Origin of the sequence: Streptomyces durhamensis, assembly GCF_000725475.1 — a bacterium.
Classification (GTDB): Bacteria; Actinomycetota; Actinomycetes; order Streptomycetales; family Streptomycetaceae; genus Streptomyces; species Streptomyces filipinensis.
On sequence record NZ_JNXR01000006.1, the window covers coordinates 117,166 to 130,116 of the forward strand.

At 72.1% G+C, this 12,951-nt stretch carries 9 protein-coding genes; 4 read left to right on the forward strand and 5 right to left on the reverse strand.

What is annotated here, in order from left to right; translation table 11 throughout:
- Nucleotides 1–26: 26 nt before the first annotated feature.
- Nucleotides 27–1,052 carry a Gfo/Idh/MocA family protein gene (locus IO33_RS0110020; RefSeq protein ID WP_031162702.1) on the forward strand — a complete coding sequence of 342 codons (1,026 nt, stop codon included), beginning with the start codon at nt 27–29 and terminating at the stop codon, nt 1,050–1,052.
- Here IO33_RS0110020 and IO33_RS0110025 read toward each other — a convergent pair.
- Both IO33_RS0110025 and IO33_RS0110030 read right to left on the reverse strand, forming a co-directional pair.
- Entirely contained in the window at nt 1,042–3,105 is a 2,064-nt protein-coding gene (locus tag IO33_RS0110025; protein ID WP_031162704.1) for a phosphocholine-specific phospholipase C, read from the reverse strand. The genes IO33_RS0110020 and IO33_RS0110025 overlap by 11 nt on opposite strands.
- A gap of 164 nt (nt 3,106–3,269) precedes the next feature.
- The gene (locus IO33_RS0110030) at nt 3,270–3,686 is read right to left on the reverse strand and encodes an SsgA family sporulation/cell division regulator (protein ID WP_031162706.1); all 417 of its coding nucleotides are present in this window, start codon (nt 3,684–3,686) and stop codon (nt 3,270–3,272) included.
- Nucleotides 3,687–4,033: 347 nt separating this feature from the next.
- Here IO33_RS0110030 and IO33_RS0110035 point away from each other — a divergent pair, with 347 nt between their 5' ends.
- Nucleotides 4,034–5,464 (forward strand): PP2C family protein-serine/threonine phosphatase, encoded by a 1,431-nt coding sequence (locus IO33_RS0110035; protein WP_031162707.1) that lies wholly within the window; start codon nt 4,034–4,036, stop codon nt 5,462–5,464.
- Nucleotides 5,465–5,518: 54 nt separating this feature from the next.
- Here the strand turns inward: IO33_RS0110035 and IO33_RS0110040 are convergent, their stop codons facing one another.
- Nucleotides 5,519–7,012: a DNA-binding protein NsdB gene (locus IO33_RS0110040; RefSeq protein WP_031162710.1), complete on the reverse strand. Its 1,494-nt coding sequence runs from the start codon at nt 7,010–7,012 to the stop codon at nt 5,519–5,521.
- A gap of 335 nt (nt 7,013–7,347) precedes the next feature.
- Between IO33_RS0110040 and IO33_RS0110045 the strand changes: the two genes are divergently transcribed.
- Both IO33_RS0110045 and IO33_RS0110050 read left to right on the forward strand, forming a co-directional pair.
- Nucleotides 7,348–8,493: an aminoglycoside phosphotransferase family protein gene (locus IO33_RS0110045; protein ID WP_031162712.1), complete on the forward strand. Its 1,146-nt coding sequence runs from the start codon at nt 7,348–7,350 to the stop codon at nt 8,491–8,493.
- A 298-nt stretch (nt 8,494–8,791) separates the two neighbouring features.
- Complete coding sequence (locus IO33_RS0110050) at nt 8,792–10,759, forward strand: N-acetylmuramoyl-L-alanine amidase (protein WP_031162715.1); 1,968 nt, start codon at nt 8,792–8,794, stop codon at nt 10,757–10,759.
- A 16-nt stretch (nt 10,760–10,775) separates the two neighbouring features.
- Here the strand turns inward: IO33_RS0110050 and IO33_RS0110055 are convergent, their stop codons facing one another.
- Complete coding sequence (locus tag IO33_RS0110055) at nt 10,776–11,273, reverse strand: glycosyltransferase family protein (RefSeq protein ID WP_030339601.1); 498 nt, start codon at nt 11,271–11,273, stop codon at nt 10,776–10,778.
- A 158-nt stretch (nt 11,274–11,431) separates the two neighbouring features.
- Complete coding sequence (locus IO33_RS0110060) at nt 11,432–12,859, reverse strand: 3-hydroxybutyrate oligomer hydrolase family protein (protein WP_031162719.1); 1,428 nt, start codon at nt 12,857–12,859, stop codon at nt 11,432–11,434.
- Between the last annotated feature and the right edge of the window lie 92 nt (nt 12,860–12,951).

The window sequence follows — 12,951 nt, forward strand, 5'->3', positions numbered from 1 at the left end:
GATCGTCGGCGTAAGGGAGCGCACGCATGGGTGACCTGCTGGGAGTGGCGGTACTGGGTGCCGGGCACATGGGCGCCGACCACATACGACGTCTTGACCGCGTGGTGAGCGGAGCCAGGGTCGCGGCCGTAGCCGACCCCGCGGCCGAGCGGGCCGAGGAAGCGGTGGCCGCCCTCGACGGAGTCACCGTGCACACCGACCCGGTGGCCGCGCTCGACGCACCCGGTGTCGACGCCGTCCTGATCGCTTCCCCCGGCCCCGCGCACGAGGAGGCCCTGCTCGCCGCCTTCGCCCGCGGCCTGCCGGTGCTGTGCGAGAAGCCCATGGTGCCCGACTCCACCGGCGCGCTGCGGGTCGTGGAGGCCGAGGCACGGCTGGGACGCCGGCTGGCCCAGGTCGGCTTCATGCGCCGCTACGACTCCGAGTACCGCCGGCTGAAGGCCCTGCTGGACGGCGGCGGCCTGGGCCGGCCCCTGATGCTGCACTGCACCCACCGCAATGTCTCGTCCCCCGGCCACTTCAGCAGCGCCATGCTGATCAACAGTTCCGTCTCACACGAGATCGACGCGGCGCGCTGGCTGCTCGGCCAGGAGCTGACGGCGGTGACCGTGCTGCGCCCCGGGCCCTCCGCGCACGCCCCCGAGGGCCTGCTCGACCCGCAGTTCGTGCTGTTCGAGACCGACGGGGGCGCGCTGGTCGACGTCGAGGTCTTCGTGAACTGCGGCTTCGGGTACCAGGTGCGCTGCGAGGCGGTGTGCGAGCAGGGCAGCGCGCGGATCGGTGACGAGCACACCATGGTGGTCACCACCGCGGGCGGCGCCCGGGAGGACGTGGCGCAGGACTACCTCGTCCGCTTCGCCGGCGCCTACGACCGCGAGGTGCAGGCCTGGGTCGACGCCACCCGGCGCGGCGAGGTCACCGGTCCGAGCGTCTGGGACGGGTACGCGGCGTCCGTCGTCGCCGAGGCGGGGGTCCGGGCGCTCGAGACCGGCGGCCGGGTGGCCGTCGGCCTCGCCCCGCGCCCGGACCTGTACGCCGGGGTCAGCCGCTGACGCTGGGCGCGCCCGTCTCCAGGTGCCCGGTGAACCGGCGCGACCAGGTCGCGTCGGAGTCGACCGTCACGGTGAAGTCGTACCAGCCGTTCTGGTACGCCACCGCATTGAAGAAGTCCTCCGTCGAGGCGCCCGGGGCGACGGTGTAGGTCCAGGGGCCGTCGCTGCGGTAGTGGTGGGAGGTGATGGTGAACCTCACGGACGCCGTGCCCGAGTTGGCCATCTTGAAATAGACGGCGAGCTTGCCCGTGCCCGGCTCGACCGCGTACCGGGTGCTCACCTCCGCCGACTTGCCGGCCTTGGTCGCGTCGCCCTGGAAGCGCCGCTGGAAGCGGTTGGGCCCGACCATCGTGAGGTCGTACGCGCCGTTGCCGTAGCCCGTTCCGATGCTGAACGAGTCGGTGGCGGTGCCGCCCGCGTCGACCGTGTACTGCCAGGGCGTGGTGTCGCGGTAGGCGTTGGGATGGATGGAGAAGTGGGCGGCGCGGGCGGCCGGGCCGCCCTGGTTGGTCATGGTGAACCAGGCCAGGATCTTGCCGGCGGCGCCGAACTCCAGGTGGTCCAGGTAGCCGTTCGGCTGGTAGGGCAGCGCGCGGGCCGGGCGCGTGCCGGGCTCCTGGGCGGGCAGGGCGTTGTCCGTCGGCACCGGGTTGGGCAGCGGGCCGCAGGTGCCCATGCCGATGACGCTGGTCGCGGGCAGGGAGACCGGGCCGTAGACCGGGTGGGCGAAGTCGAAGACGCCGGTGAGGTCGCCGCTGACCTTGCGCCGCCAGTCGCTGATGTTCGGGCACTTGGCGGGCTTGCCCAGGGCGGCGGTCCAGGTCTCCAGGAAACGCAGCACCGAGGTGTGCTCGAAGACCTCCGAGGAGACCCAGCCGCCGCGCGTCCAGGGCGAGACGACGATCATCGGGACCCGGAAGCCGAAGCCGTACGGCACCCCGGCCAGGAACTCGCCCGCCGTTCCGGCGGGGGGTACCGGCGGGGGCACGTGGTCGAAGTAGCCGTCGTTCTCGTCGTAGTTGAGGAAGAGGACGGTGGAGTCGAAGACGTCCTGGTCGGCGGCGAGGGCCTGGTAGACGAGGCTGATGAAGTGGGCGCCGTCGCCGGGCGGGGCGTAGGGGTGCTCGGAGAAGGCCTGGTTGGGGACGACCCAGGAGACCTGCGGGAGGGTGCCCGCGACGACGTCGGCCTTGATGGCCGCGGCGATGTCGTCGGGGGTCGAGCCGGTCGCCTTCGGTACCGAGGACATGCCGCGGTCGTACAGCGGGTCGCCCGCCTTGGCGTTCGCGAAGTTCTTGAAGTAGGCGCAGCCGTTGTCACCGTAGTTGTCGGCCGCGTTCTGGTAGACCTTCCAGCTCACCCCGGCGGCCTGCAGTGCCTCGGCGTAGTTCTGCCAGGTCAGACCGGACTCGTCGCCGCCGTCGTAGGAGGAGGAGTCGACCTTGCCGCTCCACAGGTAGGTGCGGTTGGGGCCGGTCGCGCTGAGCGCGGAGCAGAAGTAGGCGTCGCAGATGGTGTAGTTGTCGGCGAGCGCGTAGTGGAAGGGGATGTCGGAGCGGTCCAGGTAGCCGAGCGAGCGGACGTTACCGACACCCGCGACCCAGTTGTCCATGCGGCCCTTGTTCCAGGCGGAGTGCTGCGAGGACCAGGAGTGGGGCAGGTCGCCGTTGCACTGGGCCAGGGTCTCGCCGTCCTTGCCGCCGGCGGAGGGTGTCGCGCTGAGCTTCCACGGGTACTGGCGGCCCGTCCCGCTCGGCTGGGCGAAGACCGGGGAGCCACCGCTGAGGGTGATGCCGCTGCGGTCGTCGAAGCCGCGCACGCCCTTCAGACGGCCGAAGTAGTGGTCGAAACTGCGGTTCTCCTGCATGAGGATCACCACGTGCCGCACATCTTTGATCGTGCCGGTCGCCGTGGTCGCGGCGGCCGCCGTGATGGGGGTACCTCCCAGAGCGAGCGCATTCGAGCTCTGGGGGAGTGTGCCGGCGCCCAGCGCCACACCCGCCGTCACGGACGCGCCGAGCCCCACGAAGCCTCTTCGGCTGATCGGTGTCATTGGCCCCGTCCTCGTCACCGGAGTGCCCCTGCGGCACACCGCGCGCCAGGGTGCCCGTGGTGAGGGACAGGGTCCATACCGGTGCGATGAGGCGGAGGTGAACAGAAGTCGAAGTGGTGCGGGAATCCCCTCGCATCCCGCCGGAGCGCGGACCCCGCCGGTCCCTACACCCCGCCGAACAGGGCGCTCAGCCCCCGCTCCACCACTCCGGCCACGTCCTCCTGCCCGGCCGCCACCGCCGTGTAGGTGCGCAGCAGGAAGCGGCGCAGGGCGGACGCGGGGAACTGCAGGAGCGCCAGGCCGTGGGGCGAGTGGAACTCCAGAACGGTACGGGTGTGGCCGTACGGCCATATCTGCACGTCCCCATGGCCGGCCGGGGCCCGCAGTCCCTGGTCGAGCAGGGAGCGCGCGAAGATCCAGGTGACCTCCTCGCCCTCCAGGGCGGCTTCTGCGGGGAAGTCCACGCGGACGGCCAACGGGTCGTCCGCGGTGTAGCGCAGCGTGGCCGACACGGGGATCTCCACGTCGTCGGCGGTGATGAGCTGGGCCTGGGCAGGCTGTTCGACTGTGATGACGTCCATGCCTGTATGGAGTCCTCGAAGGTGCCTCGCATGCCGCCAAATCCGGTCAGAGTTCGACGGGTACAAGACGAAGGCGACCCCTGGGAACACAGGAGCGACGAACACACGAGTGAGCGTCCACGGAAAACCGTCCACACGGGAACAAGTCCCGTACATCTCCTACGACTTGAACCGCCGAGCGCGTACGTCATCTGTGCGCGGGGATCACTCCGGGAAGACTCTGGCATATGCCGGAAGCACCACCGTATCGTGTGGTGCCAAATCCCTTACGGGCCGTCGCGGGCTGTGCGAGAGTCGTAACGGTCCCCCTGTCCTCCCCGGCCGTCTCGTCCCCATCGGAGTGCGTCATGCCGTCCCCAGTCTCCGCGGACCACCCAGCCGCCCAGCCACCCGGACGCGGCTCGGTCGAGGCGTTGATCACGCAGACGCGGCGGCTCAAGGGCGATGTGGACGCGGTACGGCGGGACGCCCGGAGCGACGGTGCGGACCCGGAGGAACGCTGGCAGCGCGCCCTGTACGACCTCGCCCTGCACCAACTGGACGACCTGGACGCCCACTTGGCCCAGCTGCGGGACGGCCCCGAGATCGCGCCGGCCGGACCCGCCGAGGCTCCCGTGGTCCGGCCCGTGCCGACCGGCGGTCCGAGCGGCTCGCTGCTCAGCCGGGTGGGCAGCGCCGAGTGGAACCTGCTGACCGACGAGGCGACCTGGTCCGGGGAGCTGTACCAGATCCTCGGCCTCGACCCGGCCGCCCCCGCCCTCACGCTGGACGAACTGCCCTCGCTGGTCCTGGAGGACGACCGGCCGAAGCTGACCGCGATGGTCACGGACTGCCTGGTCGACGGCAAGCCGATCGACGGCGAGTTCCGCATCGTACGGCCCGACCGCGGTGTGCGGGCGGTGCACATGATGGGCGAACCCGTGCTCGGTGCCGACGGCGGCACCGCCTCGATGTGGGCCGTGCTCCGGGACGTCAGCGAACTGCGCCGCTGCCGCGGGACGCTGCGCGAGACCCGTGACTCGCTGCAGCGTCAACGCCGGCAGGAGCAGACCGAGCACCGGATGGCGGCCGAGTTGCAGGAAGCGGTGCTGCCGCCCTGGCGCGGCTCCCTGCGGCTCCCGCACCAGGGCCCCCGCACCCTCGACCTCGCGGCCCGCCGGCTGACCGCGACGACGGCCACGCCGCTCGGCGGCGACTGGTACGACGCGCTGGAGCTCTCCGACGGCGAGACCCTTCTCAGCGTCGGCGACCTCACCGGGCACGGGGTGGCCGTCGCCACCGGCATGGCGACACTGCTCGGCGCCGTACGCGGTATGGCCCTGGCCGGTTCCCGGCCCGGTGAACTGCTCGGCATGCTCAACCAGTTACTGGACGCGACCGTGCAGCCCGCCCTCGGCAGCGCCGTCTGCTGCCGCTACCGGCCCGACACCCGCACCCTGGTCTGGGCACAGGCAGGACACCCCGCCCCACTGCTGTACCGCGACGGGACGGGTCGCCTGCTGCACGCGCCGGACGGCGTTCTGCTCGGCGCCACCTCGGGCGCCGTCTACGGGCAGGCCGAGATGACCCTGGAACCCGGCGATCTCCTTCTGCTGCACACCGACGGAGTGGTGCCGGGGCAGAGCTCGGCCGACGCCGTGGACCGCCTGCTCGCCCTCGCCCCGCGGTTCGACGCGGCGCGCACCGCGCAGGACTGCGTACGCACGGTGGTCGAGGAGTTCGGCGGAACGGGACGTGAGGACGACGCCTGCGTACTCGTCGCCAGGGTCACCACATGAGCTGAACGGTGCGTGGGTGGGATGGTCCGGCGCACAGGCCCTGTGCCTGTGCGTTCACGCCTGTGCGCTGGTGTTGCCCTTGGCCCTCGGCTTGGGCAGGACGAGCCGGATCTCCTCCCGCAGTTCGTGGATCTTCGGATAGCCGGCGTACTCGGCGGTCAGCCGGTACATCTGGCGCAGCCGGTCCCAGGTGCGACGGGAGGAGTTCGAGCCCATCGACATCAGGGCCAGCCGTGCGTAGCGATCGGCCTGTTCGGGGTCGTCGGCGATGAAGCAGGCCGACGCCATGGACAGATGGTCGAAGATCTTCGAGCGTTCCCGCCCGTCGACGCGCAGGGCCAGCGCCTTCTCCGCGTAGTGCTGGGCGTGCACGGCCGCGTCCGGGTCGAACTCGGCCAGCGTGCGGTAGGCGAGGGCCTGCATGCCGTACAGGTCCTCGTCCTTGAAGGTCTGCATCCAGTCCGGTGTCCGCGCCTCCTGCCGGTCGGAGACGAAGAGGTCCTCCGCCTGGCCGAGGGTGCGGCGCATCGCCTGGCCCTTGCCCATCGACGCCTGCGCCCAGGCCTCGATGGTGTGGAACATCGCCTTCGTGCGCGGCTGCAGACCGTGGCCCGCGCCGGACTGGGCGAGCTTCATCAGGTCCAGTGCGTCGTCGGGCCGGCCGAGGTGCACCATCTGCCGGGCCGCCCGGGACAGGGCCTCGCCGGCGCGTGGTCGGTCTCCGCCCTCTCTGGCGGCATGGGCGGCGATGACGAAGTACTTCTGTGCCGTGGGTTCCAGGCCGACGTCGTGCGACATCCAGCCCGCGAGGACGGCCAGGTTGGCGGCGACGCCCCACAGGCGCCGCTGGAGATGGGGTGGATGATGGTAGGCGAGCATGCCGCCCACCTCGTTGAGCTGGCCCACGACCGCCTTGCGCTGAAGCCCGCCGCCGCGGGCCGCGTCCCAGGCGCGGAACACCTCGACCGAGCGCTCCAGTTCCTCGATCTCCTGCGACCCGATGGGGGCGGCCTCATAGCGGTCGAACCCAGCGGGGTCGGCGTGCAGGGGGTCGTCGAGAACGGGGGCGTCGGCCTTCAGGGCCGGGTCGGTGTGCAGCCAGTCGTACATGGCGCTGCTGAGTGCGGATCCCGCGGCGAGCGCGGCACCCGCGCCCACCAAGCCGCGTCGGTTGAGCATGAGGTCCATTCCCGTGAATTCGGTGAGGACCGCGGCGGTCCGTTCGGGCGCCCACGGCACGCCGTCGGGATGTTCCTCGATCCCGTCGCCCTGCCGTTTTCCCGTACGCCCGTGCCGCACCAGACCGAGGTCCTCGATGGTCACGACACGGCCGAGACGCTCGGTGAACAGAGCCGCCAGCACCCGCGGTACCGGATCGCGCGGGATCTCTCCCATGTCGATCCACCGACGGACCCGGGAGGTGTCGGTCGACAGCTGGGGGTGGCCCATGGCCGCCGCCTGCTTGTTGACCAGCCTCGCGAGTTCGCCCTTGGACCAGCCGGCCAGGCCGAACAGGTCCGCCAGACGGGTGTTGGGTTGTCCGCTCACGTCAAGCCCCCAGGTTCTCGGCTGAGTTGACAGTAGCCCGGTGGAGGTTGCCGGGCGACTATTCGCCAGGGTTCGCCAGGGTCCGCCAGATGGTGTGCCACTGGGCATCGGGTGTCGAGTAGGAACGCGCCACCCCGACCCGGTCGCAGCTCGGCCTCGTCGAGCTGTCGGGTGCATTCCCCAGGGTGCACCCCTACGGCCGGGCCGGGCAGGCGCACGCTCGCAGTGCATGCGATCGGAGTACGGGCTCCTCGAACGCCCGGGCCCCGCGCATGTGCGCCGAGCACGGAACCACAGGCAGGCACCGCAGGCACACGAAGGGATCTGTATCTCCCATGTACGCAGCATCGTCCTCCGTGTCCGCCCCGCCCCGGCCGCTGCGCTCCCGCCCGGCGGGCGGCGGACCGTATCTGGACCCGGTGGCGCGACCGGGCGGACCCGTGCCGGTCGCGGGCCGGCCCCGGCGGGTCCCCGGCCAGCCCGGCACCCAACCGCTCAGCGGGAGACTGGACTTGTCCGGCCCCCAGGGTGCGCAGCTGCGCACCGCGATCGCCTCGGTGCACCGGATCTGCCCGGAGTTCGCTCCGGTACAGGTACTGCGGCGCAGCGGACGGTCCGTCCTCCTCGTCGGGACGACAGGGCGCAGCACGGCCGTGGCCAAGTGTCTGCTGGACCACTCGCCCGCCTGGGCCGAGCGGTTCCGCCACGAGATAGCCGCATACCGCTCGTTCGTCCGGCACCGGCCCCCGGTCCGTGTGCCCCGGCTGATCGCGGCGGACCCGGACAACTGCACACTGGTGATCGAGCGTTCGCCGGGCCGGGTGGCGGCGCTCCAGCGGCATCCGGCGGAGGCGCCGCCCCGCGCGGACATCCGGGCCGCGCTCGGCGCGATCTGCCGGGTGAACGCCTGGCGGCCCCCGGCGGGCACGTTCGACATGCCGCTGGACTACGGCACCCGGATCTCCCGGTACCACGAGCTGGGCCTGCTCACCGACCGGGACCTCGGCGACCTGCGGAAGCTGCTGCACGGCATCGCCCACGAGGTGGGCCGCCACGGCATGCTGCAGTTCTGCCACGGCGACGCCCTGCTGTCGAACATCCTGCTGTCCCCGGCCGGTCCAGTGCTGGTGGACTGGGAGCACGCGGGCTGGTACCTGCCGGGGTACGACCTGGCGACGCTGTGGCTGGTGCTCGGGGACGCGCCGGCGGCCCGGCGCCAGATCAGCCAGATCGCCCAATCGGCGGGGCCGGCCTCACGGGACGCCTTCCTGGTGAACCTGATGCTGCTGCTGACCCGGGAGATCCGTACTTACGAGACGGCCCTGCAGCGTTCGATGCACGACGTGGCCCCGGCGGCACCGGGCCTGGCCCACCCGGGTGCCGTGCCGTCCGGCGAGGAACAGCGGCTGCTGCTCAGGCGGCTGCACGACGACTGCCAGATGGCCCGCAGGGCCGTCCGTGCGGCGGTCGGCACTCGCTGACGGGACCGAAGGTCCGCGGTGCGCCAGAGCGGCGGTGCACCGCGGGCCTTCGTATGTCCGGGCCGGGTACCGGGCCGGCGCCGCGGCCTTCGTACGCGCGTCCGGCCGTGGCCACTGGTGTACGCCAGTGACGCCCCGCAGGCCCGCGCGCCGCCGCCGCGAAACTCGCCGAAACCCCTCCGTGACAAGGTAAATCCCGGTCCTGACGGCATCATTGACGGATCGTCGGCAAGCCGGTACCACTGACCCAGCTCGGCGCCGCACGCCCCGCCACGCCCGTCCGTCCCAGGAGGCCGCATTGCGAGGTTCCGCCACCGACCCCACGTCCGCACCCGGCCACAGACACCTGCGGCGGGCCGTCGGCCCCCTGGCCTCGGCGGCCCTGCTGCTGCCGCTGCTCGGCGCGGCTCCCGCGCAGAGCGCCGCGGACTCCACCGACCATCTGCAGGAGGCGTTCGCCACCGCGGCGGCGGACTACCACGTGCCGCAGAGCGTCCTGCTGGCGGTCTCCTACCTGCAGTCCCGCTGGGACTGGCACGCGGGGGCACCGAGTGTGACCGGCGGCTACGGTCCGATGCACCTCACGGACGCCCGGACCGCGCTCGCCGTCACGGAGCACCTCGCCGAGGGCCCGGGGGACGCCCGCGGCGACACCGCCCGCGCCGCCGTACACCCCGACGTCCAGGTGCCGGCCGAGTCCGCGCTCCCGGCCCGCCTGAAGACGCTCCGGAAGGCGGCGCAGCTGACCGGCCTGCCGGCCGAGCGGCTGCGCACCGACCCCGCGGCGAACGTGGCCGGCGGCGCCGCCCTGCTCGCCGCCGCGCAGAAGGAGCTGGGCGAACCGCTGAGCGCCGACCCGGCCGACTGGTACGGCGCGGTGGCCCGCTTCTCCGGCGCCGACGACACGGCGACCGCGGCGGCGTACGCGAACGACGTGTACGACGTCCTGCGCACCGGCGAGGAGCGCACCACGGACGACGGCCAGCTGGTCGCGCTGGCGGCCCAGCCGCTGCTGACCGCGGACACCGCCCCGCTGCTGCGGGCCGGCCTGCGCACGCTTCCCCGGGACGGTGTCGAGTGCCCCAGCTCGGTGTCCTGCGAATCGGTCTGGGCGCCGTACGCGGAGTTCGGTGACGGCGACTACGGCAACCACGACCTCGGCGACCGTCCGGTGTCCCAGCGCATCAAGTACATCGTCATCCATGACACGGAAGGCACCTGGGACGGGGTCCTGAACCTGGTCCAGGACCCCACCTACGTGTCGTGGAACTACACCGTGCGTTCGACGGACGGTCTGATCGCCCAGCACGTCAAGGCGCAGGACGTGGCCTGGCACGCGGGCAACTGGGACGTCAACGCCCGGTCCGTCGGCATCGAGCACGAGGGTTTCCTCGCCGATCCGGACGCCTGGTACACGGAGGCGATGTACCGGTCCTCGGCCCGGCTGGTGAAGTACCTGAGCCAGAGGTACGGCATCCCGCTGGACCGGCAGCACATCCTGGGCCACGACAACGTGCCCGGTCCGACCGCGTCCGCCGTCCCCGGCATGCACACGGACCCGGGTCCGTACTGGGACTGGCGGCACTACTTCCAGCTGCTGGGCCACCCGTTCAGGCGCGGCCCGGGCAAGTCGTCCGGGCTGGTGACGATCCTGCCGGACTACGCGGCGAACCAGCCGACGTACACGGGCTGCGCCACGAGCGGTGTCGCGTGCGCGGCGCACGGCTCCAGCGAGGTGCGGCTGTACACGGACCACGACGTGAACGCGCCGCTGGTCAGGGACGTCGGTCTGAAGAAGGACCCGACCGTCGACGTGAACGACCTGTCCTCACGGGTGTCCACGGGCCAGCAGTACGCGGTGGCGGACCGCTGGGGCGACTGGACCGCGATCTGGTACCTGGGTCAGAAGGCCTGGTTCCAGAATCCGCGCAAGGCGGCGACGGCGGTGCCCGCCCAGGGGCTGGTGATCACGCCGAGGGACGGTCTGGCGAGCGTCCCGGTGTACGGCCGCGCGTACCCGGAGAAGGAGGCCTACCCGGCGGACGTCCCCGCCCAGGCGGTCGTCCCGCTGCCGTACACGATCCCGGCCGGACAGAAGTACGTGGTCGGTGACGTGGTGCCCGGCGAGTACTACTACGCGGTCACCTTCACCGCCGATTCGCACCGGGTCGTGGTGGGCAAGGACCTGTACTACGAGATCCAGTACGGCCATCGGGTCGGCTTCGTCCGCGCCACGGACGTGACCGTCGAGGGCTCGGCGGGCTAGCCGCGCGCCGCCTGCGTCAGCCCTGCTGGAAAAGCTCCGCCGGGAGCGGCTTCAGCAGGGCGTACAGGTCGTCGGTGATGGGGCGGTCCCACGCGGCGATGGTGACGAGGACGCCGTCGCTGCGGTCGAACTGGACGCAGGAGATCCGTGACTCGGACAGCTTCAGCCGTCGCACGATGAGGAGGTTGTCGCCCTGGAGGACCGGGGTGTCCTCGACACCGACGACGGTGACCTCCTCGTCGTTCTCCAGCGCCAGCAGCAGCTGGCCCACCTCGAAGGGGATCTCCCCCTCGGCGACCTCGCGGGCCGGGGAGCCCTCCGGCAGGTTGCCGATGATCATGGCGGGACCGCGGCCGCCGAAGAGGTCGTAGCGCAGGAAGACACCCTGGCAGGTGCCGTCCGGGGCGGGCAGCAGGCCCGCGCCGAGGTTGCCCGGCCAGTCGCCCGGGTCCATGGCCAGCACGTCGAAGTCGGGTCCGGCGGGAGTGGCGCTGCGGCGGCGGAGGAACGACATGCGGCCATGGTACGTGCCCGGGCACTGGTGGGTGACCTGGGCTCCGCCGGAAGCACCGTGACAGGCCGTCGATCAACGGCGGCCCGTCGTGGCCGGTCGGGCCCGCTCGGCGCGGCCGCCCGCCGAGCGCGGTCCCGCCCCCTCCCGTGCGGGTCCGCTCAGCTCAGGGGGCAGCTGGTGAGGAGCGTGGCGGGGGCCGCGTCGGGCGGGCGGGGGACCGTGCGGTCCGCGGGCGGGAGGGCGTTTGCGGTGATCCAGCGTTCCAGGGCCTCGAAGGCCGAGCGGTGGCAGGGCACCATCGGGCGCAGCCGGTCGGGGAAGGCGTCGACGAGCGCGTCGGTATGGGTGCCGTCCTCGATGCGGTAGTAGCGCAGCAGGGAGCCCCGTCCGGCCGAGTGGACCATGCGGGCGTAGACGTCGGAGTCCTGGCTGATCGGCAGCAGCACGTCGAGGGTGCCCTGAAGGGTGATCAGTGGCTTGCCGATGCGTCCGGTGAGGGCGATCCGGCCGACCGCGCGGCGGACGGCGTCGGGGCGGGCCGCGTAGTCGTAGTCGGCGTCGCAGGCGGGGGTGCCGGAGGCGCAGAACGGGGTGCCGGCCTCGGTGGCACCGTCGTAGCCGGGGTCGAGTTCCTCCCGGTAGATGCGCTGGGTCAGGTCCCAGTAGACCTGGTGGTGGTACGGCCACAGGAACTCGGAGCCCGCCGGGAAGCCCGCCTTGTGCAGGGCGTCCCGGGCGTCGGCCGCCGCGGGGCCGCCGGCGGCGTAGACGGGGTAGTGGCGCAGTGCGGGCGGCAGGAAGGTGAGCGGGTTGGGTCCGGCCGTGCGCCAGAGGGTGCCTTCCCAGTCGACTCCGCCGTCGTACAGCTCGGGGTGGTTCTCCAGTTGCCAGCGTACGAGGTAGCCGCCGTTGGACAGGCCGGTCGCGATCGTGCGGGCCGGGGGGCGGTGGTAGCGCTGGGTGACCACGGCGCGGGTGGCGCGGGTGAGCTGGGTGAGGCGGGTGTTCCACTCGGCGATGGCGTCGCCGGGGCTGTGGCCGTCCCGGTAGAAGGCCGTGCCGGTGTTGCCCTTGTCGGTGGCGGCGTAGGCGTAGCCGCGGGCGAGCACCCAGTCGGCGACGGCCTTGTCGTTGGCGTACTGCTCGCGGTTTCCGGGGGTGCCAGCGACGACCAGGCCGCCGTTCCAGTGGTCGGGCAGGCGGATGACGAACTGGGAGTCGTGGTGCCATCCGTGGTCGGTGTTGGTGGTGGAGGTGTCCGGGAAGTAGCCGTCGATCTGGATGCCGGGGACGCCGGAGGGTGTGGGCAGGTCCTTGGGGGTGAGGCCGGCGTAGTCGGCGGGGTCGGTGTGGCCGGAGGCCACGGTTCCGGCGGTGGTCAGTTCGTCCAGGCAGTCGGCCTGTTGGCGGGCGGCCCCGGGGACCCGGAGGTGGGTGCGGCCGGCGCAGTGGTCGTCCGGAAGGCCGGTGGGGGCCGCCGTGGCCGGCGTGGTCAGGAACAGGCAGGCCACGGCGAGGGAGAGGGAGAAGGAGAGGGTGTGGACGGCGGTTCGGTGTGCGGGCTGTCCGGGCGGTGTGATCGGCATACGGGTTCCTCCGGCTGTGGGTGGACGGCTGGAGGCTAGGGGCGGGGTGGGCGCGCCGGACATGTGTGGGGCCGCCATGAAGGTGGCCCCCG